General features: G+C 60.8%; 24 protein-coding genes. 17 read left to right on the top strand and 7 right to left on the bottom strand.

The window, feature by feature from the left end; translation table 11 throughout:
• The 6 genes from ABIE32_RS14895 (at nucleotide 1) to ABIE32_RS14870 (ending at nucleotide 5,631) form a co-directional block, all read left to right on the top strand.
• Nucleotides 1-786 carry a cell division protein FtsQ/DivIB gene (locus ABIE32_RS14895; RefSeq protein WP_429017347.1) on the top strand — a complete coding sequence of 262 codons (786 nt, stop codon included), beginning with the start codon at nucleotides 1-3 and terminating at the stop codon, nucleotides 784-786.
• A 61-nt stretch (nucleotides 787-847) separates the two neighbouring features.
• Nucleotides 848-2,077, top strand: coding sequence for a cell division protein FtsA (ftsA, locus tag ABIE32_RS14890; RefSeq protein WP_184706309.1), 1,230 nt, complete (start codon nucleotides 848-850; stop codon nucleotides 2,075-2,077).
• A gap of 165 nt (nucleotides 2,078-2,242) precedes the next feature.
• The gene (gene ftsZ, locus ABIE32_RS14885) at nucleotides 2,243-3,490 is read left to right on the top strand and encodes a cell division protein FtsZ (RefSeq protein WP_184706307.1); all 1,248 of its coding nucleotides are present in this window, start codon (nucleotides 2,243-2,245) and stop codon (nucleotides 3,488-3,490) included.
• 338 nt (nucleotides 3,491-3,828) lie between these two features.
• The gene (gene lpxC / locus ABIE32_RS14880; RefSeq protein WP_429017346.1) at nucleotides 3,829-4,752 is read left to right on the top strand and encodes a UDP-3-O-acyl-N-acetylglucosamine deacetylase; all 924 of its coding nucleotides are present in this window, start codon (nucleotides 3,829-3,831) and stop codon (nucleotides 4,750-4,752) included.
• A gap of 9 nt (nucleotides 4,753-4,761) precedes the next feature.
• Complete coding sequence (locus ABIE32_RS14875; RefSeq protein WP_224151277.1) at nucleotides 4,762-4,938, top strand: hypothetical protein; 177 nt, start codon at nucleotides 4,762-4,764, stop codon at nucleotides 4,936-4,938.
• A 234-nt stretch (nucleotides 4,939-5,172) separates the two neighbouring features.
• Complete coding sequence (locus ABIE32_RS14870) at nucleotides 5,173-5,631, top strand: RcnB family protein (protein WP_429017344.1); 459 nt, start codon at nucleotides 5,173-5,175, stop codon at nucleotides 5,629-5,631.
• 322 nt (nucleotides 5,632-5,953) lie between these two features.
• Here the strand turns inward: ABIE32_RS14870 and ruvC are convergent, their stop codons facing one another.
• The 6 genes from ruvC to ABIE32_RS14840 all read right to left on the bottom strand — a co-directional run bounded on the left by ruvC (nucleotide 5,954) and on the right by ABIE32_RS14840 (nucleotide 12,003).
• Nucleotides 5,954-6,502, bottom strand: coding sequence for a crossover junction endodeoxyribonuclease RuvC (ruvC, locus tag ABIE32_RS14865; protein ID WP_429017342.1), 549 nt, complete (start codon nucleotides 6,500-6,502; stop codon nucleotides 5,954-5,956).
• Between the two features lie 76 nt (nucleotides 6,503-6,578).
• On the bottom strand, nucleotides 6,579-7,364 hold the full coding sequence (locus tag ABIE32_RS14860) for a transglycosylase domain-containing protein (RefSeq protein ID WP_429017340.1): 786 nt from the start codon (nucleotides 7,362-7,364) through the stop codon (nucleotides 6,579-6,581).
• A gap of 16 nt (nucleotides 7,365-7,380) precedes the next feature.
• On the bottom strand, nucleotides 7,381-8,226 hold the full coding sequence (aroE, locus tag ABIE32_RS14855; protein WP_429017338.1) for a shikimate dehydrogenase: 846 nt from the start codon (nucleotides 8,224-8,226) through the stop codon (nucleotides 7,381-7,383).
• A 59-nt stretch (nucleotides 8,227-8,285) separates the two neighbouring features.
• On the bottom strand, nucleotides 8,286-9,158 hold the full coding sequence (locus ABIE32_RS14850) for an energy transducer TonB (RefSeq protein ID WP_224151281.1): 873 nt from the start codon (nucleotides 9,156-9,158) through the stop codon (nucleotides 8,286-8,288).
• A gap of 8 nt (nucleotides 9,159-9,166) precedes the next feature.
• Nucleotides 9,167-11,233 carry a ribonuclease catalytic domain-containing protein gene (locus ABIE32_RS14845; RefSeq protein WP_429017335.1) on the bottom strand — a complete coding sequence of 689 codons (2,067 nt, stop codon included), beginning with the start codon at nucleotides 11,231-11,233 and terminating at the stop codon, nucleotides 9,167-9,169.
• Between the two features lie 182 nt (nucleotides 11,234-11,415).
• Nucleotides 11,416-12,003 carry a YqiA/YcfP family alpha/beta fold hydrolase gene (locus ABIE32_RS14840; RefSeq protein ID WP_429017334.1) on the bottom strand — a complete coding sequence of 196 codons (588 nt, stop codon included), beginning with the start codon at nucleotides 12,001-12,003 and terminating at the stop codon, nucleotides 11,416-11,418.
• A 70-nt stretch (nucleotides 12,004-12,073) separates the two neighbouring features.
• Here ABIE32_RS14840 and rodA point away from each other — a divergent pair, with 70 nt between their 5' ends.
• The 5 genes from rodA to ABIE32_RS14815 all read left to right on the top strand — a co-directional run bounded on the left by rodA (nucleotide 12,074) and on the right by ABIE32_RS14815 (nucleotide 17,312).
• Entirely contained in the window at nucleotides 12,074-13,246 is a 1,173-nt protein-coding gene (gene rodA / locus ABIE32_RS14835; RefSeq protein ID WP_224151285.1) for a rod shape-determining protein RodA, read from the top strand.
• Nucleotides 13,247-13,300: 54 nt separating this feature from the next.
• A complete protein-coding gene (locus tag ABIE32_RS14830) occupies nucleotides 13,301-13,636 on the top strand; it encodes a YegP family protein (RefSeq protein ID WP_429017332.1) in 336 nt (111 codons plus the stop codon).
• Nucleotides 13,637-13,857: 221 nt separating this feature from the next.
• Nucleotides 13,858-15,324, top strand: a complete 1,467-nt coding sequence (tldD, locus tag ABIE32_RS14825) for a metalloprotease TldD (protein ID WP_429017379.1) — start codon at nucleotides 13,858-13,860, stop codon at nucleotides 15,322-15,324.
• A 399-nt stretch (nucleotides 15,325-15,723) separates the two neighbouring features.
• Entirely contained in the window at nucleotides 15,724-16,878 is a 1,155-nt protein-coding gene (locus ABIE32_RS14820; protein ID WP_224151287.1) for a 3-deoxy-7-phosphoheptulonate synthase, read from the top strand.
• A 122-nt stretch (nucleotides 16,879-17,000) separates the two neighbouring features.
• Nucleotides 17,001-17,312 carry a hypothetical protein gene (locus ABIE32_RS14815; protein WP_429017330.1) on the top strand — a complete coding sequence of 104 codons (312 nt, stop codon included), beginning with the start codon at nucleotides 17,001-17,003 and terminating at the stop codon, nucleotides 17,310-17,312.
• A gap of 108 nt (nucleotides 17,313-17,420) precedes the next feature.
• Here the strand turns inward: ABIE32_RS14815 and mpl are convergent, their stop codons facing one another.
• Nucleotides 17,421-18,824, bottom strand: coding sequence for a UDP-N-acetylmuramate:L-alanyl-gamma-D-glutamyl-meso-diaminopimelate ligase (gene mpl / locus ABIE32_RS14810; protein WP_429017328.1), 1,404 nt, complete (start codon nucleotides 18,822-18,824; stop codon nucleotides 17,421-17,423).
• A gap of 113 nt (nucleotides 18,825-18,937) precedes the next feature.
• Here mpl and ABIE32_RS14805 point away from each other — a divergent pair, with 113 nt between their 5' ends.
• The 6 genes from ABIE32_RS14805 to ABIE32_RS14780 all read left to right on the top strand — a co-directional run bounded on the left by ABIE32_RS14805 (nucleotide 18,938) and on the right by ABIE32_RS14780 (nucleotide 24,755).
• Nucleotides 18,938-19,543, top strand: coding sequence for a hypothetical protein (locus ABIE32_RS14805; protein ID WP_429017326.1), 606 nt, complete (start codon nucleotides 18,938-18,940; stop codon nucleotides 19,541-19,543).
• A 54-nt stretch (nucleotides 19,544-19,597) separates the two neighbouring features.
• Entirely contained in the window at nucleotides 19,598-20,116 is a 519-nt protein-coding gene (locus ABIE32_RS14800) for a TlpA disulfide reductase family protein (RefSeq protein ID WP_429017325.1), read from the top strand.
• Between the two features lie 119 nt (nucleotides 20,117-20,235).
• Nucleotides 20,236-20,694: an acetyl-CoA carboxylase biotin carboxyl carrier protein gene (gene accB / locus ABIE32_RS14795; protein ID WP_429017323.1), complete on the top strand. Its 459-nt coding sequence runs from the start codon at nucleotides 20,236-20,238 to the stop codon at nucleotides 20,692-20,694.
• A gap of 8 nt (nucleotides 20,695-20,702) precedes the next feature.
• Nucleotides 20,703-22,058: an acetyl-CoA carboxylase biotin carboxylase subunit gene (gene accC, locus ABIE32_RS14790; protein WP_224151294.1), complete on the top strand. Its 1,356-nt coding sequence runs from the start codon at nucleotides 20,703-20,705 to the stop codon at nucleotides 22,056-22,058.
• A gap of 152 nt (nucleotides 22,059-22,210) precedes the next feature.
• The gene (prmA, locus tag ABIE32_RS14785; RefSeq protein ID WP_429017320.1) at nucleotides 22,211-23,134 is read left to right on the top strand and encodes a 50S ribosomal protein L11 methyltransferase; all 924 of its coding nucleotides are present in this window, start codon (nucleotides 22,211-22,213) and stop codon (nucleotides 23,132-23,134) included.
• Nucleotides 23,135-23,159: 25 nt separating this feature from the next.
• A complete protein-coding gene (locus ABIE32_RS14780; protein WP_429017318.1) occupies nucleotides 23,160-24,755 on the top strand; it encodes a DUF3426 domain-containing protein in 1,596 nt (531 codons plus the stop codon).
• Nucleotides 24,756-24,799: the final 44 nt, after the last annotated feature.

Genomic DNA, 24,799 nt, shown 5'->3' with positions numbered 1-24,799 from the left:
ATGCCAGTCCCCTTTGACGTCAGGCTCATGAACATGCTGGCAACGGCATTGTTCGTGGGTTGCGGCGCCATGGTGCTGGCAGCCGGTGCGCGCTGGGCCATCCACCACCCTGCGCTCAGCATTGCCCGCATCGTGGTGCAAGGCGAGATGGAACACAACAGTGCCGTTTCGTTGCAGGCCAATGTGATGCCAGCGCTCAAGGGCAACTTCTTCACCATGGATCTGGACGAGACACGCAAGATTTTCGAGCAGGCGCCGTGGGTGCGTCAGGCTCAGGTGCGGCGCGAGTTTCCGCACACCCTGTCGGTCACGATCACCGAACAGGATGCGGCGGCCGTCTGGGGAGCAGAGGGCGAATCGCGCCTGCTCAACAGCGATGGCCAGATGTTTGAAGGAGATTCCACAGACCCGGATCTGCACAACCTGCCTCACCTGTCTGGCCGCGCTGGCAGGTCGATGGAGGTGCTGGGCATGTTCCGGGCACTTGCCCCGATCTACGCCAAGCTCGACAACCCGCTGGTTGCGCTGGACGAAAGCAGCAGCGGCAGCTGGAAGGCTACCTTGCAATCGGGTGCGGTGATAGAGATGGGCCAAGGCACAGAAACAGAAGTGCGCCAGCGTGTGAGCAAGTTTGCCGAGTCCCTGCCGGAGGTGACGGGCATGTACAAGCGGAGCGTTGCTTCGCTGACGTCTGCCGACCTGCGCCATGCTGGCGGTTATGCCGTTCGCATGCAGGGTGTGAGCACGGGCTCAACCTCGGCGGTCAGACCTGCACCCAAAAAGTAGAACATTCAGAGATGCGAAACATGAACCATACCAATCACCCAATCATCGAGGGCAACTGACCATGGCACGAGACAGCAAAGATGTAGTGGTAGGCCTTGATATCGGCACGGCCAAAGTCATGGTGGTCGTGGCTGAAGTGCTGGGCAATGGTGAGCTGAAGCTGGCCGGGCTGGGCGTGGCGCCCAGCAATGGTTTGAAGCGCGGTGTGGTGGTGAATATCGATGCCACGGTGCAAAGCATTCAGCAGGCTTTGAAGGAGGCCGAGCTGATGGCCGACCTGAACATCCAGCGCGTCTACACCGGCATCACGGGCAGCCACATCCGCGGCATCAATTCCAGCGGCATGGTGGCAGTCAAGGACAAGGAAGTGTCGGCCGCCGATGTGGCGCGTGTGCTGGATACGGCCAAGGCCATCAATATTCCGTCGGACCAGCGCCTGCTGCTGGTGGAGCCGCAGGAGTTTGCGATTGACGGCCAGGATGTGCGCGAACCCATCGGCATGAGCGGCCTGCGCCTGGAGTCGAAGATCCATATCGTGACCGGCGCGCAAAGTGCGGCCGAGAACATCATCAAGTGCGTGCGTCGCTGTGGCCTGGAAGTGGAGCAGCTGCTGCTGAATCCCCTGGCGTCGAGCCAGGCCGTGTTGACCGATGACGAGCGTGAGCTGGGCGTTGCCGTGGTCGACATCGGTGCAGGCACCACCGATGTGTCGATCTTCACTGGTGGCGCCATTCGCCACACGGCGGTGATCCCTATTGCCGGCGATCTGATCACCAGCGATATCGCCATGGCGCTGCGTACGCCCACCAAGGATGCGGAAGACATCAAGGTTGAGAGCGGCTGTGCCAAGCAGCTGTTGGCCGATCCGGACACGCAGGTCGATGTGCCGGGCCTGGGCGATCGCGGCCCGCGCCTGTTGTCCAAGCAGGCATTGGCCGGTGTGATCGAGCCGCGTGTGGAAGAGATTTTCTCGCTGGTGCAGCAAGTCATCCGCGAGTCAGGTTATGAGGAGGTGCTGTCGTCGGGCATTGTGCTGACGGGCGGCAGCGCCGTAATGCCGGGCATGGTCGAGTTGGGGGAGGACATCTTCCTCAAGCCCGTGCGCCGCGGCATTCCCAAGTATTCCGGCACTCTGGCCGAGATGGTGGCCCAGCCTCGCGCTGCCACCGTCATGGGCCTGCTGGAAGAAGCCCGCATGGCACGCATGCGTGGCTACAAGGTGGCCCAGAAAACCGGTTCGGTGAAATCGGCTTTTGGGCGTTTGAAGGACTTTATTGTGGGGAACTTTTAACCATGCATGACAGCACTTGTTGGCTGGCGCAAAGCAGCCCTTCAGTGCCCAAGGTTCACGACCCTTGGCGACCGATAGGGCCACCAGCAACCATTTGTTCATTAAAGAGTGAATTATCCGTAACCCAATTTTTTCATGTTGACGCGCGAGCGAGAGGAGCAGGCAATGACCATCGAAATGTATGAAGGCAACACATTCAACCAGGGCACCCAGATCAAGGTGATCGGCGTGGGCGGCGGCGGCGGCAACGCTGTCGAGCACATGATCGCCAACAGTGTTCAGGGTGTCGAGTTCATTTCGGCCAACACCGATGCGCAGGCATTGGAGCGCTGCCATGCCCATCGCGTGATCCAGTTGGGTGAAACCGGCCTGGGCGCTGGCAGCAAGCCTGAAAACGGCCGTGAGGCAGCCGAATCCGCCATCGAAGATATCCGCTCCGCTATCGCTGGCTCGCACATGCTCTTCATCACCGCAGGCATGGGTGGTGGCACGGGTACGGGCGCTGCACCAGTGATCGCACGCGTAGCCAAGGAGATGGGTATCCTCACCGTGGGCGTGGTGACCAAGCCGTTCGAGTGGGAAGGCAAGCGTCGCATGTCCAACGCCGATGGGGGCCTCACCGAGCTGGAAGCCAACGTAGATTCGCTGATCGTGGTGCTCAACGAGAAGCTGTTGGACGTGCTGGGTGACGACATCACCCAGGACCAGGCGTTTGCGCACGCCAACGACGTGCTGAAGAATGCGGTTGGCGGCATCTCCGAAATCATCAACGACCACGGCTACATCAACGTCGACTTTGCCGACGTGAAGACCGTGATGAGCGAGCCAGGCAAGGCCATGATGGGCACGGCCACTGCCAGCGGCCCGGACCGTGCACGCATTGCTGCAGAGCAAGCGGTGGCATGCCCGTTGCTGGAAGGTATCGACCTGTCGGGTGCCAAGGGCATTCTGGTGCTGGTGACGGCGACCAAGGGCAGCCTGAAGCTGGCCGAATCGCGCCAGGCCATGAGCACGATCAATGCCTACGCATCGCCTGAATCGCATGTGATCTTCGGCGCAGCTTACGACGAAACCCTGGGTGACGAGATCCGTGTGACCGTGCTGGCCACCGGCCTGTCGCGCCCTGTGGCCAAGCGCCAGCCCATCTCGGTGATTCAGGGCAGCGCCGGCCTGCGCACGGGCACGGACGACATTGCCTACACACCACAATCGGTGAACGCACCAGTGACTGGCCTGGCCGCGCAAACCGCCATGCCCATGGGCACCGGCTTTGCGAACGACTTTGCCGACAAGAAGACCCCATCGGTCTGGCGCACCGGGCGCAACGCGGCTTCGGCTCGTGTTGACGCCATGTCGTCGAGCGGCATGGAAGATCTGGAAATCCCTGCCTTCCTGCGCAAGCAGGCAGACTGAGTGGTGTAAAGGCCCCATCCATTGCCCGGGGCACATGGATGAATCAAACTGCAACGCGCTGCAACCTTTGGGGTTGTCAGCGCGTTGTTATTAGAACGTGTTGACGATCTCCTCGCGCTGGCCCCTCGAACTCATCCCGATGGCACTCCAACGCGGCTGCATAGAGATCGTCAGCGCGTTCTCAGAGATGTGCCTGGCACGTGTCTGCGATCTCTCCGCATCTGCTTTGCACACAGATTGGCAAAATCTGCAAGCAAATGGGCAACAGACCTTCGCTATCCGGGCGATTGGTATTTTGTGCAGTCTCACAGGCTGGCACGGCGTAAAATCAACAGGTTATGCTTCAGCAACGTACCATCAAATCCCTGACCCGCGCCGTAGGCGTGGGCTTGCACAGCGGCCAGCGTGTGGAGTTGACCCTGCGTCCCGCGCAGGCCAATACCGGCATCGTGTTTCGCCGTGTCGATCTGCCCGAGCCGGTGGATATTCCAGTGAATGCGGACGCGGTGGTGGACACCCGCATGGCCTCGACCCTGGGCAAGGGCGATGTGCGTATCCACACGGTGGAGCATGTGATGTCCGCTTGCGCTGGCCTGGGCATCGACAACCTGTACATCGATGTGACGGCTGAGGAAATACCGATCCTCGATGGCTCGTCCGCCTCGTTCGTTTTTCTGCTGCAAAGCGCGGGCATCGAGTTGCAGAACGCGCCCAAGCGTTTTCTGCGCCTGCTCAAGCTGGTGGAGATCCGGCAGGGCGAGGGCAACAATCTCAAGTGGGCCCGACTGGATCCCTACCATGGCTACAAGCTGCGCTTCGAGATCGATTTTGCGCATCCGGCTGTGGACTCGACCGGCCAGATGTTCGAGTTCGATCTGGGTGCTGGCAACTACACCCGCGACATCGCCCGTGCGCGTACTTTCGGCTTCACCAAAGATGTGGAAATGCTGCGCTCCAATGGCCTGGCACTGGGCGGCGGTCTGGACAACGCCATCGTGATGGACGATTACAAAGTCCTCAACAGCGATGGGCTGCGCTATGACGATGAGTTCGTCAAGCACAAAATTCTGGACGCCATGGGCGATCTGTATATCGTGGGCTACCCGCTGCTGGCGGCCTACAGTGCCTTCCGCTCCGGCCACGGGCTCAACAACCTGCTGCTGCGCGAGTTGATGCAGCAGCGCGATGCCTGGGATATCGTCACCTTCGAGCATGTGCGTGAAGCGCCTCAGGGCTTTGCCCAGGCAGCACTTGCCTGGTAGGCCCGCGGCATGGTGATGTTCCGCTGGATCTTCATGCTGCTGGTGTTGATGTCGGCCATCAGCTTCTGTGTCTATTTGGGTACCGGCCAGCACCGGTATCGCCAATGGTCTGTGCTGCTGATCAAGTGGACCGTGATTGCGGCGCTGGCGTTCTTTGCGGTATTGTTTGTGGGCCGCATGGTCTGAAGGTAAAAATTCCGTAAACAGCCCCATGCTTTCGGCGCCTGCTGCTGCCCCGAAATGGCATGTACAGGGCTTTTGCGGCAGATTCGATGCTCCTGTGGCTCTTTACACAAGGCATACAGAGGGTAACCCTGGGTCTGAGGGGTAAACCGCAGGTCTCTGCCTCACGTTAAAGAGTCATGCACAGCGGTAATGGGTGAACCCGGCACCGCCTCGTTTTTCGAAAGGAAACAGGTCATGAAGAAACTGAGCAGCACGATCTCCACCATCGCAGGCAGCCTGGGCATTGCCCTGGCATGCGCCATGGTCGTGAGTACACCAGCACAAGCCCAGCCCAATGGCCGTGGCCCTGATGGCTATGGCCCCCCCGGCCAGCAGCGCCATTGGGACCGTGATCGTGGCCATGACAGGCGCTATGACGATCATCGTCGTGACTACCGGCATGACCACCGTCCTCCCCCTCGTGTCGTCGTGGTGCCCGATCGGGGGCGCGGCGTGGGTCCGCGCAACGACTGGTACCGCGGCGGCTACGTACCCGCGCCCTATCGTGGATACAGCTATGTGGTGGGCGACTGGCGAATGCACCGCCTCGCGCCGCCGCCAAGAGGTTACCAATGGATTCAATACGGAGGTGACTATCTGCTCATCGCCGTCGGTACCGGGCTGATTGCCAATATTGTCTTCAATGCGAACTGATACTGTCTGTATGCGGCCATAATTCGGGGTTTGTCCGCGCTCTGGGTTGAACCTTTGGGCGCTGACCCCATCCAAAGCTTACTTTGGTGGCTGCACCTGATGCCGAGCACTGCTTCACGGGGTGCCCGGATCCACGCATGAGGAGTCCTGCAGCCGGCCAGACCTGTGCGCCTACGAAGTGCACAGGTTTTTTTTTGCCCAGCCGATCCGCAAGCATTGGTATTGCAAACCATCGCTTGCAGAGCAAGCCAATGAATCGGTGAAGCCCGTGCAGTCGGATCGAGGCTCGCGGTGCCGCGAAAGAGCACTCCGGCTTCGATTTTCAGTAGCTGCGGCCTGCCTTGTACATGGCGTGCTGCTTGCGCTGCAGCGGGCTCGCTTCGGACATGCGGGCCATGGCCAGGCCTGCATGTGCATGGGTGATCGCCATGCCCAACGCATCAGCGGCATCGGTGCCGGGCAGGCCCGGCAACTGCAGCAGGCGACGGACCATTTCCTGGATCTGGTTCTTGGCGGCGCGGCCATGGCCCACCACGGCCTTTTTCATCTGCAGTGCGGTGTACTCGGCCACCGGCAGATTTTGCGACACCAGAGCCGTCAGCGCGCAGCCGCGCGCCTGGCCCAACAGCAGGGTCGATTGCGGATTGACGTTGACAAAGACGATTTCAACCGAGGCCATATCGGGCTCGTAGCGCTGGCAGACTTCCGAGATGCCGTCAAAAATCATCTTCAGCCGACCGGGCAGGTCACCGAGGTCCAGTGTGGTGGTGCGGATGGTGCCGCTGGCCACATAGGACAGGCGCTGGCCGTTGACGTCGATCACGCCAAAGCCGGTGGTCTGCAAGCCGGGGTCGATACCAATAATTCTCATGCAATGGAAACGATAGCTGTATGCGCAGGGTAGTTCTGCGCTGGAGGCCAGTTCTGCTTAAAACGAGAGCAGGCCCTCATGGCAGTTCAGCATAGCGCATGCGTGCGGTGATCGTGGCGGTACGGCGGTTCAAGTAAGCGGTTTGCGGATTTTTCTCTGCCCCTTTGGGGTTAGGCAGCATGATGGCCAGGCGCGCTGCCTCGTGTGGCGCTAGTTGCGCTGCCGATTTGCCAAAGTAGTGCTGCGCAGCAGCCTCGGCGCCAAAGATGCCATTGCCCCATTCGGCGTGGTTCAAATACAGCTCCAGAATGCGCTGCTTGGGCAGCAGGTACTCCAGCATGTAGGTAAGGGCCAGTTCCTGCCCTTTGCGCAGCAGGCTGCGCTCGGAGGAGAGTAGCAGGTTCTTGGCCAGTTGCTGGGTGATGGTGGAGCCGCCCATGAGCTTGACCGGCCGCGTGGGCACTGTGCTCGGGTCAAAGGCTTCGCCGCGTTTTTTGGCCTGGGCCTCCGCACGGGCAACGGCCTGCTCCTGCTGCTGCTCTGCACGTTCCACGGCCCGGGCGTTGCGTGCGCGGGCTTTTTCAATCGCATCCCACTGCACACCGTCGTGGTTCGCAAAATCGTCGTCTTCGGAAGCAATGACGGCGCGCTTCAAATGGTCGGAGATGCGGTTGTAGGGCATCCACTGCTGGCTCCACCGCAGATGGCCTTCGTGCCGTACCTGACGCCAGGCCTCACTGCGCTCGAACGCGGTGGATGCGGGGTCGATGGATGCCATCAGCGCTATGCGACCTACAAAGAACAGCTGCAGGCCCAGTGCCACCAGCAGTGCCCAACCCAACCAGCGTGCGATGCTCTTCATGACAGTATCAGTGCGCTCAATGCGGCGCCAGTTCGGCACGCACCTGTGCCAGCACAGGCTGCGATGGCGGACGCACGCCCCGCCACAGCCAGAAGGCTTCAGCAGCCTGTTCCACCAGCATGCCCAGGCCGTCGCGCCCGGTTGCACCGTGCTGTGCCGCCCATTGCAGGAATGGCTCGGCAGCAGGGCCGTACATCATGTCGTACACCAGCGTGCCGGCACGCAGCACATGGGGTGGCACCGGGATGGCCGCGCCCTGCATGCTGCTGGCAGTGGCGTTGATGATGACATCGAAAACACCTGTCAGCACACTGCTGTCAAGCGCCAATAGCTCTGTTTTGTATAGCTTTGCAATGTGGGTGTGTTGCTCCGCCAGGTCTTGCGCCTTGCTGTGCGTGCGGTTGCACACCACCAGTTGGGCCGGTGCTTGTTCCAGCAGCGGCGCCAGTGCGCCGGCTGCAGCACCGCCCGCGCCCAGCAGCAGCACGCGCTGGCCGCGCAGGGCCACGCCAGCATTGCGGGTGATGTCGGCGACGAGACCCAGGCCATCGGTGTTGTCGGCGTGTATGCGGCCATCCGTGCCCACCACCAGGGTGTTGGCGGCGCCACAGAGCGTCACGCGGTCGCTGCGTGTATCAGCCAGGCGTGCGGCATCGAGTTTGAAGGGAACGGTGACGTTCATGCCCCTCGTGCCGCTGTTCACAAGGAGGCGCAGGGTTGCTTCAAATGCATCCAGCGGCACCAGCTCGCGCTCGTACACCAGGGATTGGCCTGTCAGTTCGGCAAACAGGCTGTGGATGCGGGGTGAGCGGCTGTGGGCGATGGGGTTGCCCATGACGCAGTAGCGGTCGGCGGTAGACATGGTGGTGCGCGTGGAAAAACGGGCACCAAGGTGCCCGCTGCATGAAAATCTGCTCCACTTTACTGCAAATTGGCCGTTTCCAGCGTCTGCTCGCGGGTGAAGCGGAATTTGGAGACCACGGCAATCTGGTCGGCCTTGGCGCGCAGCGCCGGGCCGAAGTGGCCAAATGGCCCACTGCTGACTGCAATGGCTTCGGCACGGCGATCCAATTGCTGGTTGCCCGAGCTCTTGTACACCTCGGTGCCCAGCACGCGGCCGTCGTGGTTCACCGTCATGATCATGATCAATTCGCCATACAGCTTCTTGCCGCCGGCTTCGGGGAAGTTGGCCGTGCCGCGGTCTTCCACTTTGCGGCGCAGTTCGTCGTAGTACAGCGCAAACACTTCTTCGCGGGTGGCGGGGCTGATGTAGCGCTTTTTGGGGCGGGCGTTTTCCTCGTGGATGCGCTTTTCGATCTCGGCCAGCATCTTCAGGAGCTGTTTGTGCTTTTCTTCCTGCTCCATGTCGGACTGCGAAGCAGTGGCCTTGCGCGTATCGGGCGGGCGGTACTGCGCCAGCTGGTTGCGCAGGTCGGCGAGCAATTGCATCTGCTGCGTCTGCATGGCGTCGATCTGGCGCTGGCGCTCCTCGAAGTCATCGCCCATGTTGGTGATGGCCGAGTAGGGCATGGGGCTGGTGGCACGCTCTGCGGTGTTGGCAGACTCGCCGCCGCCTGCCAGATTGGCCTGAGCCACGGCCTGGGCCTTGTCAGGCTTGGCATCGTCCGACTTGGCATTGACCAGGATCACCTCCAGCGGCGTGTCCTCGAACACGCGGTCGAAGGCTTCAGGGTCGACAAAGCGGATGCTGAGCACCACGGCGTGCACCAGAACCGAGATCAGCAGCGCCAGCTGCAGTGTGGAAAGCGAACGAAGAAATTGCAGAAACTTCACGGTTCCGGTTAATCGGTTTTTGTTGTCGCCGCGTCCTCGCCGTCGCTCATGTCCACCGCAATCGCGATGGGCCCGGCTACGGCCTCCTCCTCATCTTCTGGCGAGTCCTCGCTGGCCTGTTCGGCCCCGGTATCGTCCAGTCTCTCCAGCACGGTTCCAGTCACATCGAGCGTGATCTCGTCGATCTCCCCCAGTTTGACCCGGACCTGAGCGCCACGCGGCAAATTCTGCGCGCCCAGTACCGGAAACACCAATGGTAGTGCATCTGCGCGCACCATCATGCTGCCGGCGGCGCCTTCCTTCATGACTGTTGCAGTTAGCTCACTGATCTGGTGCTGTTCCAGGTATTTCAGGGTCCAGAAGCGCTCCATGCCTGCCTGGTAGCCGTTGTAGGCACTGTAGGCGGCGTCAAACCCGCTGATGATGGAGAACATCTCCGCATCCTTGGGCTTGAACGGGGCCACCAGCGCTGCCGTTGCGCCGTTGCGCGCGCAGGCAATGATCTGCCACTGGTTGACCAGGTCGGTATAGCGGCGCAGCGGTGAGGTGGCCCAGACATAGCTTTTGACGCCAATGCCTGCGTGCGGCAGCGCCTTGGTGGACATGCGCACCTTGACGCCGGGCGCCAGGCTCGCCTGGCTGCGGTAGATGCCGGGCACGCCATGGTCGGCCAGCAACTGACCCCAGCTGCTGTTGGCCACGATGGCAGCCTCGGCCACGATCAGGTCGAGTGGCGCGCCACGCTTGCGCACGCTGATCTCCACCGTCTCGGAGCCAGTGGGCACTGCACCATCGTTGCCGACGAGGCGGAAGTTGTAGTCGGGGCGGTTGAAGTTTTCCGGCTTGCCCCGCACCACTTCCCGACCCGCCTTCAAGTGACGCGAGAGGCGGTATAAAAATGTGAGCTCTTCACGTTTGTCCAGCAAGGGCTGAGGCGTGTTTTCTACCTGCAAGCTGCTGTCCGTCAGCCACTCTTCTGTCGCAATGTGGTCGAGCTTGTCGTAGCGGAAGTTGACCACCACCGGCACGCGTTCCAGCTTGGTTTCCTTGGCGATGACTTCGAGCGTCTCTTCGTTGTAGGTGACATACAGCGACACGGCCGGATTGGCGCGACCTTCGTCCAGCGTGTAGATCTGCACCACCTCGTCGGGCAGCATGGTGACCTTGTAGCCAGGCATGTAGACCGTGGAATAGCGGTTGCGGCCCAGATGATCGAGCGCCGAGCCGGGCTCGATTGCGAGGCCGGGCGCGGCAATATGCACGCCCACCGTCACCTGGCCTGTTCCCAGGCCACGCACCGACAGTGCATCGTCGATTTCGGTGGTCTGCGAATCGTCGATGGAATAGGCCTGTACGTCGGCCAGCGGCAGATCAGTGGGAGGCTGGGGCGCCGTGACCGCTGGAAAGCCCGTGCCCTTGGGGAAGTTGTCGAACAGGAAGCGCTGCCAGTGGAACTGGTAGGACGAATTGATGGCACCGGCCTTCTGCAGCAGCGCAAGCGGGGCCAATTGCGCCTTGCGGCTGGCTTCCACCACGGCTTTGTACTCGGGCGCGTTCTTGTCCGGACGGAACAGAATCTTGTAGAGCTGTTGCTGCACTGGCTCGGGCGTGGTGCCGGCTACCAGCTCCTCCGCCCAGGCGTCGATCTGGGCCTGGATCTGTTTTTTCTTCTCGATGGCGGCCAGCGCCTGCTGCACGATCTCGGCGGGCGCCTTCTTGAAGCGGCCCTTGCCTGCGCGGCGGAAGTAGTGCGGCGCCTCGAACAGCTTGAAGAGCGCGGCCACCTGCTCAATGGTCGATGCGCTCTCGGAGAAATAGTCGCGCGCCAGATCGGCAAAGCCGAACTCCTCGTCGGAGGCGAACTCCCAGGCGAGCTGCGGGTCGATGTCCGCCGACAGGGCCTGCGCCTGCGCAATCAGCTCGGCGGGCGCGGGTTTGTCGAATTTGAGAAGCACATTCGCGGCTTTGACCTTGACCCGTTTCCCGGAGTCCAATTCAATCTGGGCAGAGCTTTCAGCTTCGGAGAGGATACGGCCGGCCAGAAATTTGCCAGCGTCGTCAAACAGTGCATACATAGGCGCGCATTTTCCCATGGCATGCGGCCACGGGGCGACACTGCAGGGTTTTTTGAATTTTTTGTATCAAATTGGTAGCTGGTGCTTTATGGGTAAGCGCGAGCAGCTATGAAATTGATAGTTTTGATGCGATGGCCGGGAGCGAACCCTGGCTTGCAAGCGCAGGAAATTGAAAAAAAACGCTACCACCCCAAAAACCGGTCAATCTTGGGCAGATAGTCGTCAAAGTTGCTGAGCGCATGGTCGCCGCCTTCCTCCAGCAGTACCTCTGCCGCCGGGTAGCGCGCCACCATGTCGCGCCAATCCAGCACCTCGTCGCCCTTGGCGGCAATCAGCAATTGCGGGGCGGTGGGCGGCTCGCCCGTCACATCCAGGGCCTTGAGCTCATCCAGGTATTCGGGGCGGAAGAAGAAGCTTTCCTGCGGGTTGTGCCATGCGGTCTGCTCGCCCAGGTGTTTTTCCAGGGTGATCCAGGGCGTGGTCGACGGGTTGATCATCACGCTCTTGCAACCCAGTTGCCGGGCGATCCAGCTGGCGTAGAAGCCGCCCAGCGATGAGCCAATGACCGCCAGGCTCTGTGCGGGCAGGCCCGCCCAGTTGCGCGTGGCTTGCAGCATGACATCTGCCGCTTCCTTGGGCGAAGGGGGGAGCTGTGGCGATGCCCAGACGATGTGCTGGCGCAGGCCTTCCACATGGCGCTGCATGCGTTGGGATTTTGCCGATTGGGGTGACGAGCGAAAGCCGTGCAGGTAGAGCAAATGGGTAGTCATGCGGAAAATGATAGTGAACTCATCAATGGCCTGCAGCGGCATATGTCGGACAACGCCGATAATGGCGGCCATGTCCGAAGTTCTAGACAAACCGAATGTGCTGCAGCGCCTGCTGCCAATGGTGCGCGGCTACGATTGGCCGCTGATATTCATCATTGGAGCGCTGGCTGCCATTGGCTTGACAGCCATGTACTCCGCAGGGTTCGACCACGGCACGCGCTTTATCGACCACGGCCGCAACATGCTGCTGGCACTGGGCATTCTGCTGGTGGTGTCGCAGATCCCGCCGCACCGGCTGGCCAGCTTTGCGCTGCCCCTGTATGGGCTGGGGGTGGCGCTGCTGGTGGCGGTGGCGCTGTTTGGTATTACCAAAAAAGGGGCGCAGCGCTGGGTCAACATCGGCATCGTCATCCAGCCAAGCGAGCTGCTCAAGATTGCCATGCCGTTGATGCTGGCCTGGTGGTTCCAGCGCCGTGAAGGCGCATTGCGGGCGACCGACTTTCTGATGGCGTTTGCTATCTTGGCGGTTCCCGTGGGGCTGATCATGAAGCAGCCTGACCTGGGCACCTCGCTCCTGGTGATGGCATCGGGCCTGGCTGTGATCTATTTCGCAGGCCTGTCGTGGAAACTGATCCTGCCGCCAGTGCTGATTGGGGCAGTAGGTCTTATTTTGATAGCAATATACGGCCACCACCTGTGCGAGGACGGCATGGATCTGGTGGTGCTGCACGAGTACCAGCGCCAGCGTATTTGTACCTTGCTGGACCCGACGCGCGACCCGTTGGGCAAGGGCTTTCACATCATCCAGGGCATGATCGCGATTGGCTCGGGCGGCTTCATGGGCAAGGGGTTCATGGCAGGCACGCAGACCCACCTGGAATTCATTCCCGAGCGCACCACCGACTTCATCTTCGCCGCATTCTCCGAGGAGTTTGGCCTCGCGGGCAACCTGCTTTTGATCTTCTTCTTTCTGATGCTGGTGTGGCGCGGGCTGGTGATCGCCATGCGAGCGCCCACCTTGTTTGGCCGCCTGATGGCGGGTGCGGTGGCGATGATCTTTTTCACCTACGCCTTTGTCAATATGGGCATGGTCAGCGGCATTCTGCCGGTGGTGGGAGTGCCGCTGCCGTTTGTCAGCTATGGCGGAACGGCCATGGTGACGCTGGGGCTGGCGCTGGGCATTCTGATGTCGGTGGCGCGCTCACAACGTCAACTAGTGCAAGATCAGCCGCCAAGACTTTGATTCCTGTGCCTTTTCTTGGTACAACGGCAGTGTTCCACTTCAAAAGGAGTTTGCATGGCTGCCAAGTTTGAACTGAAGAAGTCCAAGAACGGGAAGTTCTTTTTCAACCTGCTCGCCACCAATGGGCAGATCATCCTGACGAGCGAGATGTATGAAGCCAAGGCCAGCGCGGTCAATGGCATCGAGTCGGTGAAGAAGAACGCCGCAGACGATGGCCGCTATGAGCGCCTGACGGGCAAGGATGGTGCGCCGTACTTCACGCTCAAGGCAGGCAATGGCCAGGTCATCGGGCAAAGCCAGATGTATTCCAGCGAGAAGGCGCGTGATGGCGGTATCGACTCGGTCAAGTCCAACGGGCCGACAGCCACGATTGACGACCAGGCCATCTGAAAGAAAATAGGCTCAGGGTGCGCTTCCTGATTCAATCTGAACTTTGTTTTTGATAGCAATCAGGGCAGACCTCAGGCCATGGCTGACAAGCTGCACCGCAGTGTTTTGACGAGCACTGCGGTTTTTTATTGCGAACTGGCCGCATCTGCATGACACCAGACTGCGGCGGCCATTGCGCTGCCTCTAAAATCAATCCCATGAATGCACCTTTTGATCTTGCCATGGTCAAGCCGCTGACGGCTTCCACCGAACAACGTTTGGACATCGCGCGAAGCCTGCTGCTTGCGCCGTTCGGCTTGGATGACAGCCACCTCGCGCGTGCGCTGGCCGATATCCGTGCCCACAAGGTTGACGATGCGGACTTGTATTTCCAGTACACCCGTGCCGAAGGCTGGAGCCTGGAAGAGGGCATCGTCAAAACTGGATCGTTTGCCATCGACCAGGGTGTGGGCGTGCGTGCCGTGGCGGGCGAGAAAACCGCATTTGCCTATTCGGACGACATCTCGCTCGATTCGCTGCTCGATGCAGCCCATACCGTGCGCGCAATCGGCGCCCACAACCAGTCCCGCCAGGTGCGTGTGCCCGCCAGGAAGATCGCGCCCAGCCGTTCGCTCTACCCCGATCTGGACCCGATCGCCACCCTGGACAGCACCGCCAAGGTGAAACTGCTGGAAAAGGTGGAAGCTCTGGCGCGTGCCAAGGACCCGCGCGTCAAACAGGTGATGGCCGGTTTGGCAGCCGAGCACGATGTGGTGCTGATTGCCCGGGCCGACGGCACGCTGGCCGCCGACGTGCGCCCGTTGGTGCGCCTGTCCGTCACCGTGATTGCCGAGAGCAAGAACCGCCGCGAAGTCGGGTCGGCCGGCGGTGGTGGCCGCTTCGGCTTGGCCTATTTTGACGACACGCTGATCCAGCAATATGTGGATGAAGCAGTGAAAGCTGCGTTGGTCAACCTCGATTCACGCCCCGCGCCTGCTGGCGAGATGACCGTAGTGCTGGGCCCGGGCTGGCCTGGTGTGCTGCTGCATGAGGCGGTCGGCCATGGTTTGGAAGGCGACTTCAACCGCAAGGGCTCCAGTGCCTTCAGCGGCATGATCGGCCAGCGCGTGGCGGCCAAGGGCGTGACGGTGCTGGACGATGGCACCATTGCCGACCGCCGCGGATCGCTGAATGTGGATGACGAGGGCCAGCCCACCCAGCGCAATGTGCTGATCGAGGATGGCATCTTGAAGGGCTACATCCAGGATGCGATGAATGCTCGCTTGATGAAAGTCAAGCCCACGGGCAATGGCCGCCGTGAAAGCTATGCGCACATTCCCATGCCGCGCATGACCAACACCTACATGCTGAGCGGCGACAAGGACCCGCAGGAAATCATTGCGTCCATCAAGAAGGGTTTGTATGCCACCAATTTCGGAGGCGGGCAGGTGGACATCACCAGCGGCAAGTTCGTCTTCTCGGCCAGTGAAGCCTACTGGGTGGAAAACGGCAAGATCCAGTACCCCGTGAAGGGCGCCACCATTGTGGGCAGTGGGCCTGAATGTCTCAAGCACGTGACCATGATCGGCAACGACATGCGCCTGGACAGCGGTGTGGGCACCTGCGGCAAGGAAGGCCAGAGCGTGCCGGTCGGGGTGGGCCAGCCCACCATGCGCATTGACGGCCTGACGGTCGGAGGCACCGCCTGATCCCCCCGCTGACAGACACTTTCCTTCAACGCCTGCATGACAACCGCCATGCAGGCGTTTGTTTTTTGCACCTCAAATGCGGCACTGCAGCATTTGTAGTTGATGATTTATTGCGTAAATATGATATTCGTTGAATAAAAAATGCAAATTTTCTAAATTAATCTATTTATGTGCAGTTTTTGTGCGTTTGCAACAAATGGCGTGCCCGAGACGAAGACGAATGTGGTACATTGAAAAACATGCAAGCACGTAGCGCTTTTTATTTTTACTTTTGGTTCTCGGTCCCAGGCGGACGAGAGGCATAAGCGCGCGAGCACCTAAACCTCCCAGACAACCGCCGAAGCTGCAAAGCCCGGCGGTTTTTTGTTGCATACACCCCCACAACTTTAGGAACGTCAGATGACTCAGCAAGCCCACCCCGCAAGCGATGCTTGGTATCGCGGTGTCGAGAAAACCAGCCAAACCGACGACCAACGTATCAAGGACATCACCGTGCTGCCGCCTCCAGAGCATCTGATCCGCTTCTTCCCGATCCACGGAACGCCCGTGGAAGCATTGATCAACAATACCCGCCAGAACATCCACAACATCATGTCCGGCGACGACGACCGTCTGCTGGTCATCATCGGGCCTTGTTCCATCCACGATCCACAGGCCGCGCTGGAGTACGCACGCCGACTGAAAGCCGTGCGCAAGGAGTACGAAGACACGCTGGAGATCGTGATGCGCGTCTACTTCGAAAAGCCCCGCACCACAGTGGGCTGGAAGGGGCTGATCAACGACCCTTACCTCGACGAAAGCTACCGCATTGACGAAGGCCTGCGCATCGCACGCCAGTTGTTGATTGAAATCAACCGCCAAGGGGTGCCTGCGGGCAGCGAATTCCTCGACATGATCTCGCCCCAGTACATTGGCGACCTGATCAGCTGGGGTGCCATTGGCGCGCGCACCACCGAGAGCCAGGTGCACCGCGAGCTGGCTTCGGGCATCTCGGCGCCCGTGGGCTTCAAGAACGGCACCGATGGCAATATCCGTATTGCGACCGATGCCATCCAGTCGGCCAGTCGCCCGCACCATTTCCTGTCGGTGCACAAGAATGGCCAGGTAGCCATTGTGCACACCAAGGGCAACGCCAACTGCCACGTCATTCTGCGCGGTGGCAAGACCCCGAACTACGATGCCGCCCACGTTGCCGCAGCGTGCAAGGACCTGGAGGCCGCACATTTGCCCGCCACCCTGATGATCGACTGCAGCCATGCCAACAGCAGCAAGCAGCATGAAAAGCAGAAGGATGTCGCGCACGATATCGCTCAGCAAATCGAAAGCGGCTCGCGCAGCGTGTTCGGTGTAATGATCGAGAGCCATCTGCAAGCCGGTGCCCAGAAGTTCACCCCGGGCAAGAACGACCCCGCGGCGCTGGAGTACGGCAAGAGCATCACCGATGCCTGCCTGGGCTGGGACGATTCGCTGGCCAGCCTGGCGGAGCTGTCCAATGCCGTCAAGGCACGCCGCGTGCGCGCAAACACCGAGGAAGCCAGCGTCGCAACCGTGTAAGCTGGCGGCTTTAGAACGTGTTTACGATCTCCAACGCTGCTGGGTAGAGATCGCAGACACGTTCTTAGGGCTGTACTGCCGCAGGCGCGCAGCCTTCCTCAATCACCAAGCAGGAATTTTTCATGCGCAACGAAGTACGGGTGCTGCTGGATGGCGGCGCGGAGTTTTTCCACGATTTTGACAGTGCAGAGGCCATGTCCAATGAGGAGGGGCGCCGCTGGCTGGATCAGGAGTTCATCCGCATGGATTGCGAGCCGCTGCGTGCCAGCGGCAAGGTGTTGATTGCGGACAAGATCGTTGTCGTGGCTCAAGCTGCTGGTGCAACGCTGCTGGGCGATCCAGAATGGCTGGCCCAGTTTGCCAAGGCCAGTGTGGGTGCTGTTGGAAGGCCCACCGTGCTGGTCAATACGAAAGCCATGACCGTGAGCTTCTGACTGGGCAAGCGGCCATGCAACAAAAGCGAGACTTCGGTCTCGCTTTTGTTTATGAAAACTGCCGATGGCGGCCAGCGGGAGGGCGCTGATAGCTATGTTTTTTGTAGTTCAGCGTGGCTGCACCAAGGCCTTCAGCAGCTTGTCATGGATGCCGCCGAAGCCGCCATTGCTCATGCACACCACTACGTCCCCTGGGCGCGCTGCATGCACCACCTGGGTGACAAGGTCTTCCACATTGCTCGCGGTATGCGCGCGGGTGCCCATGGGGGCCAGTGCCTGGGCGGCGTCCCAATCCAGACCAGCGGTATGGCAGAACGCCAGATCGGCGGACTCCAGCGACCAGGGCAGCTGCGCCTTCATGGCACCCAGCTTCATGGTGTTGCTGCGTGGCTCGAACACGGCCAGGATGCGTTTGCCAGCACCCACTTGCTTTCGAAGGCCATCGAGCGTAGTGCGGATGGCGGTGGGGTGGTGGGCAAAATCGTCATAGACGGCGATATCCTGCACCGTGCCGCGCAGTTCCATGCGGCGCTTGACGTTCTGGAACCGGGACAGGGCCTGCGCGGCCACCGCTGGCGTCACCCCCACATGCTGGGCCGCAGCGATGGCGGCCAGAGCATTCATCTGGTTATGAACGCCCGAAAGCGACCACTCCACGCGGGCTACACGCTCATCTTTGTAGAGCACATCAAAGGCCGACGGGTCGCCTTCGGCGCGGAAGTCATCCACAGCTGCGCCAAAGCGCACCACTTCGCTCCAGCAACCCTGGTGCAAGACGCGCGTCAGGCTCTCTTCCACGCCATTGGCCACGATGCGGCCGGAAGCAGGCACCGTACGCACCAGGTGGTGGAATTGGCGCTCAATGGCCGCCAGATCATCAAAGATGTCGGCATGGTCGAACTCCAGATTGTTGAGCACAGCCGTGCGCGGGCGGTAGTGTACAAACTTGCTGCGCTTGTCGAAAAAGGCGGTGTCGTACTCATCGGCTTCAATGACGAACAGCGGGCGCTTGTCTCCCGTGCCTGGGCGCTCTGCCGCGCCCAGGCGGGCGGAGACGCCAAAATCCAGCGGCACGCCGCCCACCAGAAACCCGGGCTGCAGACCGGCTGCTTCCAGAATCCAGGTGAGCATCGACGTTGTGGTGGTCTTGCCATGCGTGCCCGCCACGGCCAGCACATGGCGGCCTTGCAAAACGTTCTCCGCCAGCCACTGCGGGCCGCTGATGTAGGGCGCGCCAGCATCCAGAATCGCTTCCATCAGCGGATATTTGGGAGAGCCGTCGGGCAGGCGCACGCGGCTGACCACATTGCCGATCACATACATGTCAGGCTTCAGCGCCATCTGGTCGGGGCTGTAGCCCTCGATCAGTTCAATGCCCAGGGCACGCAACTGATCACTCATGGGCGGATACACGCCCGCATCGCAACCCGTGACTTTGTGACCGGCTTCGCGCGCCAAAGCTGCCACACCACCCATGAAGGTGCCGCAAATACCCAAGATATGAATGTGCATGGAGACTGATTCTAAGGTTGCACGGCTGGTGGCAGAGACAATCCCTGCGCTGCAATTGCAAGCAAAACAAGCAAATTCCGCCTGTTGCGGCAAATCCGTCACAATGGGGCGCTATGAATAGTGAAGTGACTTGGGAAATTGCCAACACCGCCGCACGCATGGTGGTGGAGGAAGGCCTGGAGTGGGGCCCGGCCAAGAAGCGGGCCGTCAAGCAACTGGGCCTGCCCTCCCGTACCGCCTTACCTGACAACGACTTGCTGGAAGCGGCAGTGCGTGAATACATCACGCTTTTTTGTGCAGATACGCAGCCTGCCGAACTGCGTGCGCTGCGGGAATGGGCACTGCTGTGGATGGAGCGCATGGAGGCGTTTCGCCCGTATCTGACGGGTGCAGTCTGGAACGGCACGGCGACACGGCTGTCCGATATTTATATACAGCTCTTCTGTGATGACTCCAAATCAGCGGAGATTGCGCTGATTGACCGTGATGTGCGTTACGACGTCTCGTCGGTGAATGGTTTTCACGGCGAGCAGGTGGATGCCCTGTCCATCAGCAGCCTGTGCAAACCCTTGGGCGAGGCGGTGGGTGTGCACTACCTGATTTATGATGCCGACGACTTGCGCGGCGCCCTGAAGCCCGATGCCAGTGGCCGCGTACTTCGCGGCTCGGTGGACGCGGTGCGCCGCCTGCTGGCTGAGCCTGTGTCAGCGAAAGACTGAAAGAGTGCCATGCGTACAGATACAGATTCTCCTCTTTCAATTCCGCCGTCCCCGATGCGTCGACGCTGGCTGACCGGTGCAGTTGCAACTGGTGCTGTTGCTGCCGGCGCAGGTTGGGCATGGTGGCGCCATAGCGTGGGCGAGATGGCACCTGGGGCGAACGAAGCCATCTGGAGCCAGACGTTTCCGGGCCTTGCGGGGCAGCCTGCCATTGAGATGGCGGCGTTCAAAGGAAAGCCGCTGCTGCTGAACTTTTGGGCGACTTGGTGCCCGCCCTGTGTGGAAGAGCTGCCCATGCTGGACCAGTTTTACCAGGCGCAACGCGCCAAGGGCTGGACAGTGCTGGGTCTGGCGGTGGACAAGGAAGAGGCGGTTGCCCGTTTTCTGCAGCGCCTGCCGCTCACTTTCCCCATTGCCATTGCCGGCATGCAGGGTACCGCCCTCAGCCGCGATCTGGGCAATTCTGCAGGGGGCCTGCCGTTTTCAGTGATTTATGACAAGCACAGTCGCGTTCAACATCGTAAAATGGGGCAACTTCTGGCATCTGACTTGCAAAATTGGGCAAGTCTGTAAGTGATGCCTGCTGTGTGCGACAGTGCTGTCGTAGTTCGAAAATCAGAGATTTTGAAATGAATAGGGCGAATTTCGAGTAAATTTGCGCCCTGTTTGAATTTTTAGCCGTTGGAGCTCCCATGGATTTACGCAAACTGAAAACCCTGATCGATCTCGTGTCTGAGTCGAATGTGTCGGAGTTGGAAATCACCGAAGCAGAAGGCAAGGTCCGCATTGTGAAGGGTGGTGGTGCCGTGGTGCAGCAAATCATGGCTGCCCCTGTGATGCCGGCTGTTGCAGCCCCTGCCGCCGCTGTGCCTGCTGCGCCAGTTGCCGAAGCAGCCGCTGCACCTGCCGTTGCTCAGGGCCATACGGTCAAGTCGCCAATGGTTGGCACGTTCTATCGCTCGTCCGCCCCTGGCGCCAAGGCTTTTGTCGAAATCGGCAGCCAGGTCAAGGAAGGCGACACGCTGTGCATCATTGAAGCCATGAAGATTCTCAACGAGATCGAAGCCGACAAGTCCGGTACGGTCACGCAGATCCTGGGTGAAAACGGCCAGGCCGTAGAGTTTGGCCAGCCCCTGTTCATTATTGGATAAGGCCCCGCATGTTTAAAAAGATCCTGGTTGCCAACCGCGGCGAGATCGCGTTGCGTGTGCAGCGTGCATGCCGCGAGCTGGGCATCAAGGCGGTGATGGTCTACTCCGAAGCGGACCGTGATGCCAAATACGTGAAGCTGGCTGACGAAGCGGTCTGCATTGGCCCGGCGCCTTCGCCCCAAAGCTACCTGAACATGCCTGCCATCATCTCGGCGGCAGAAGTGACGGATGCCGAAGCGATTCACCCGGGCTATGGCTTTCTGTCCGAGAACGCCGACTTTGCCGAACGCGTGGAGAAGAGCGGCTTCCAGTTCATCGGTCCCACGCCCGAGTCGATCCGTATCATGGGCGACAAGGTCTCGGCCAAGCAGGCCATGATCAAGGCAGGTGTGCCCTGCGTGCCGGGGTCGGATGGCGAACTGCCGGATGATCCTGCATTGATTCGCCGCATTGCCAAGGCGATTGGCTATCCGGTCATCATCAAGGCAGCAGGTGGCGGCGGTGGCCGCGGCATGCGTGTGGTCCACACGGAGGCCGCGCTGGTCAATGCAGTGCAGATGACCAAGGCAGAAGCCGGTGCCGCCTTCGGCAATCCTGCCGTGTACATGGAAAAGTACCTGCAGAACCCGCGTCACATTGAAATCCAGATCCTGGCCGACAAGTTCAAGAACGCCGTGTATCTGGGCGAGCGCGACTGCTCCATGCAGCGCCGCCACCAGAAGGTGATCGAGGAAGCGCCTGCACCAGGCATTCCACGCCGCCTGATCGAAAAGATCGGTGAGCGTTGCGTGGCCGCCTGCAAGAAGATCGGCTACCGCGGTGCGGGTACCTTCGAGTTCCTGTATGAGAACGGCGAGTTCTACTTCATCGAGATGAACACCCGCGTGCAGGTGGAACACCCGGTCACCGAGTGGATCACGGGCGTGGATATCGTCAAGACGCAGATCATGGTGGCGGCTGGCGAGAAGCTGCCGTTCACGCAGCGCCAGATCAATGGCCAGATGCGTGGTCACGCGATCGAATGTCGCATCAATGCGGAAGACCCTTACAAGTTCATCCCCTCGCCCGGCCGCGTCACCACCTGGCACATGCCTGGTGGCCCAGGCGTGCGCGTGGATTCGCATGTGTATGCCAACTACTTCGTGCCGCCCAACTACGACTCGATGATCGGCAAGCTGATCGTCTATGGCGATACGCGCGAACAAGCCATTGCCCGCATGCGCACTGCATTGTTGGAGACGGCGGTGGAGGGTATCTCCACCAATATTCCGCTGCACTCGGAGCTGATGGTGGACGCCAAGTTCAACGCTGGCGGCACCAATATCCATTACCTGGAAGAGTGGCTTGCGGCGCGCAAGCGCTAAAAATATGGCTGTTGGCGTGCACCCCAGAAGCACTTGCAGTTGAAAACAACTTGAATGCTTGATAAGGTATGCACAGGCAGCTCTGAAATCGATAGTCATGCATGCTGGCATTTCCTAGGGAATGCCAGCTTTTTGCTTTAAGGAATCTTGCCATGTACGAACTGTGCCTGATGTGCCCGGAAGACCGGGTGGAGAGCGTGAGCGATGCGCTGGACGCACTCGATGCGCTCAGCGTATCGGTGGAAGATGCCGACGCGCAGACCGATGCCGAACAGGCGCTGTTTGGTGAACCCGGCATGCCGCCGCCCAAGGAGGGCTGGCAGCGTAGCCGTATCGTGGCGCTGTTTCAGGAACGCGCGGCCGCAGACGAAGCGCAGAAACTGTTGCAACTGCAGGATTTCTTTGAAGGCTGCGCCGTGCTGGGGGTGCGCGAGGTGGCGCAGCAGGATTGGGTGCGTCTGACGCAGTCGCAGTTTGCGCCGGTCGACATCACCCCCCAATTCTGGATCGTGCCGACCTGGCATGAGTTGCCCGCTGCAGCCACGCGCAGCATCCGCCTCGATCCGGGCCTTGCCTTTGGAACCGGCACCCACCCCACCACCCGCATGTGCCTGCGCTGGATTGCCCGCCATGGAGATGCCGGTCATGATTTCGGTCGTGTGCTGGACTACGGCTGCGGCTCCGGCATCCTGGCTATTGGCGCTGCCAAGTTTGGGGCGACTGATATCGATGCGGTGGACATCGATACCGCAGCCGTGGAGTCGACCGAGTACAACGCGCAGGCGAACAATGTCAAACTGCGTGCAGGCCTGCCCGATGCTGCGCAGGGCGAGTACCGCACGGTGCTCGCCAACATCCTGGCAACGCCCCTCAAGGTGCTGGCTCCATTGCTGTGCGGCCATGTCGCCGAAGGCGGAGATCTGGTGCTGGCAGGCATCCTGGAACGTCAGACCGACGAATTGAAGGAAGCCTACGCACCTTATCTGCAACTGGAGGTGGCCGACACCGAAGACGGATGGGTGCTGATGACCGCGCATCGCCATGGCGAAGGTGCAACACCGCCTGCAGGCGCCTGAGCTTCTGCTTCTACAATCAACAGCGATGAGCCAGATTACGCGTTGCCCCCAATGCCAGACACGATTCAAGGTCGTGGATGACCAATTGCGCATCTCCGATGGCTGGGTACGCTGCGGCAAATGCAAATCGGTGTTCGATGCACTCACCCATCTGGTGCAACGGCCGGAGGCACCGGCTGCATCGACTGATGCAGCGCCGACAACTGCAGGCGCTCCCGTGGCATCGTCGACTGCTGGCTTCTCCGCACAATCTGGGGCTGCTGCACCCCTTCCGGAGACCACCGCGCGCGCTGCCTTAGTCGCGCCAGGATGGCAGTCCACGGCTCCAGTCAGGCCAGCGGATGCTGTCGCAAGCCAGGATGCAGCCGTACTGGTCACCGGCAACTCGATGGCCGTCGACCCGCATGCCAATGCGCCTGAACTGTCCGTGCTGGTGTTTCCACGCCGGGGTAATTTTGGCGAATCGGGCTATGTCGATTCGTCGTGGATGTCCGCGTACGAGGACGATGGTTCGGCAGAGGCCGCAAAAGCCGTTGTTGCGGCGCCTGCGGCTGTAGGAACTGGCAAGGCTGCTGTGGTTGCATCGTCGGTTGTCGAGCTTGCCCCCGCGTTGGAGAGCGAATGGAGTCCTGCCGGTCAGCGCCCCGATGCCCTGCGCCAAGGCCCGGTGGGCTTTTCCGCTCAGGACGATCTGGCGGAGTTGCAAGCGCGTGAAAGCCGGTTGATGGAGGCCATTGCGGAGCAGAGGTCGCGTACGGAAACCAAGGTTGTGGCCTTGCAGGACGCTGGCATCGACCCTGGCAGAGCCGTGTCGCAACCTGCGCCTGCCCCTGCCAGAGTGGATGCGTCACCTGCACCGGTGACGTCCCAAGAGAAAGCAGTACCCGATACTGCCGATGAAATACGGATTGCCCCTGCAAAGGACGCGAAAGAACCAGATCTGCATTCTTCCGGTTCTGCGCACGGTGGCGAGGCACTGCTGTCCGCCGCCCCTGAAATGGCGGACCGTCTGGTGACGTCTGCAAAGGTGGAGCCCTCTTTGGTGGCCGCCCCCAATTTTGTGGCTGAGATGGACGCGGTGGCAGTGCCCGCTTCTGACGCTCAGGCAGAGCCGGGTTTTGTTCGTGACGCTAAACGCCGGGCCTTTTGGGGGCAGCCGTGGGTTCTGGCAGTGTCCGGCCTGTGCGCGGTACTGCTCTTGGCGGTGTTGCTGATCCAGGTAGGGATCGCGCAACGCGATCGTCTGGCCATGCTGTATCCACAATGGCGTCCGGCGCTGGAGAAAATCTGCCAGACGGCGGGTTGCCAGATTGGGCTGCCGCGCCAGTTGCAAAGTGTCTCCATTGACAGCACCACCTTCAATCCGATGGGCCCCGGCCAGTTCAGGCTGACCGTGGTGCTGCGCAACGCGGCAGACCATGCCGTGGCCATGCCGGCGCTGGAGCTGAGCCTGAACGATGCCGCAGAAAAGCTGGTGCTGCGCCGCGTGCTGAGCGTTGCAGATCTGCAGGCCCCCGCACAGTTGCCCGCCCATGGTGAATGGACGGGAGTGGTCGCCCTCGGGGTGGCGGATCGCGGCCAGGAAGTGGTAGGTTACCGTGTGCAGGCCTTCTACCCCTGAAAACGACACCTGCGCGCACGACCTGTGTGCACGCTCCGTGCGCT

Origin of the sequence: Comamonas sp. 4034, assembly GCF_050434545.1 — a bacterium.
Classification (GTDB): Bacteria; Pseudomonadota; Gammaproteobacteria; order Burkholderiales; family Burkholderiaceae_C; genus Comamonas; species Comamonas odontotermitis.
This window is presented reverse-complemented; position numbering and strand designations above follow the sequence as displayed.

Excerpts from the sequence above, each read along its gene's own strand:
- ABIE32_RS14820 (WP_224151287.1), top strand. The coding sequence starts at position 15,724 with ATGACTCAGCAAGCCCACCCCGCAAGCGATGCTTGGTATCGCGGTGTC.
- ABIE32_RS14805 (WP_429017326.1), top strand. The coding sequence starts at position 18,938 with ATGAATAGTGAAGTGACTTGGGAAATTGCCAACACCGCCGCACGCATG.
- ruvC (WP_429017342.1), bottom strand. The coding sequence starts at position 6,502 with ATGAGAATTATTGGTATCGACCCCGGCTTGCAGACCACCGGCTTTGGC.
- ftsA (WP_184706309.1), top strand. The coding sequence starts at position 848 with ATGGCACGAGACAGCAAAGATGTAGTGGTAGGCCTTGATATCGGCACG.
- accB (WP_429017323.1), top strand. The coding sequence starts at position 20,236 with ATGGATTTACGCAAACTGAAAACCCTGATCGATCTCGTGTCTGAGTCG.
- ABIE32_RS14780 (WP_429017318.1), top strand. The coding sequence starts at position 23,160 with ATGAGCCAGATTACGCGTTGCCCCCAATGCCAGACACGATTCAAGGTC.
- ABIE32_RS14845 (WP_429017335.1), bottom strand. The coding sequence starts at position 11,233 with ATGTATGCACTGTTTGACGACGCTGGCAAATTTCTGGCCGGCCGTATC.
- ABIE32_RS14840 (WP_429017334.1), bottom strand. The coding sequence starts at position 12,003 with ATGACTACCCATTTGCTCTACCTGCACGGCTTTCGCTCGTCACCCCAA.
- ABIE32_RS14800 (WP_429017325.1), top strand. The coding sequence starts at position 19,598 with ATGCGTCGACGCTGGCTGACCGGTGCAGTTGCAACTGGTGCTGTTGCT.
- tldD (WP_429017379.1), top strand. The coding sequence starts at position 13,858 with ATGGTCAAGCCGCTGACGGCTTCCACCGAACAACGTTTGGACATCGCG.
- ABIE32_RS14815 (WP_429017330.1), top strand. The coding sequence starts at position 17,001 with ATGCGCAACGAAGTACGGGTGCTGCTGGATGGCGGCGCGGAGTTTTTC.
- ABIE32_RS14875 (WP_224151277.1), top strand. The coding sequence starts at position 4,762 with ATGGTGATGTTCCGCTGGATCTTCATGCTGCTGGTGTTGATGTCGGCC.
- aroE (WP_429017338.1), bottom strand. The coding sequence starts at position 8,226 with ATGTCTACCGCCGACCGCTACTGCGTCATGGGCAACCCCATCGCCCAC.
- accC (WP_224151294.1), top strand. The coding sequence starts at position 20,703 with ATGTTTAAAAAGATCCTGGTTGCCAACCGCGGCGAGATCGCGTTGCGT.
- prmA (WP_429017320.1), top strand. The coding sequence starts at position 22,211 with ATGTACGAACTGTGCCTGATGTGCCCGGAAGACCGGGTGGAGAGCGTG.
- lpxC (WP_429017346.1), top strand. The coding sequence starts at position 3,829 with ATGCTTCAGCAACGTACCATCAAATCCCTGACCCGCGCCGTAGGCGTG.
- mpl (WP_429017328.1), bottom strand. The coding sequence starts at position 18,824 with ATGCACATTCATATCTTGGGTATTTGCGGCACCTTCATGGGTGGTGTG.
- ABIE32_RS14860 (WP_429017340.1), bottom strand. The coding sequence starts at position 7,364 with ATGAAGAGCATCGCACGCTGGTTGGGTTGGGCACTGCTGGTGGCACTG.
- ABIE32_RS14870 (WP_429017344.1), top strand. The coding sequence starts at position 5,173 with ATGAAGAAACTGAGCAGCACGATCTCCACCATCGCAGGCAGCCTGGGC.
- ftsZ (WP_184706307.1), top strand. The coding sequence starts at position 2,243 with ATGACCATCGAAATGTATGAAGGCAACACATTCAACCAGGGCACCCAG.
- ABIE32_RS14830 (WP_429017332.1), top strand. The coding sequence starts at position 13,301 with ATGGCTGCCAAGTTTGAACTGAAGAAGTCCAAGAACGGGAAGTTCTTT.
- rodA (WP_224151285.1), top strand. The coding sequence starts at position 12,074 with ATGTCCGAAGTTCTAGACAAACCGAATGTGCTGCAGCGCCTGCTGCCA.
- ABIE32_RS14895 (WP_429017347.1), top strand. The coding sequence starts at position 1 with ATGCCAGTCCCCTTTGACGTCAGGCTCATGAACATGCTGGCAACGGCA.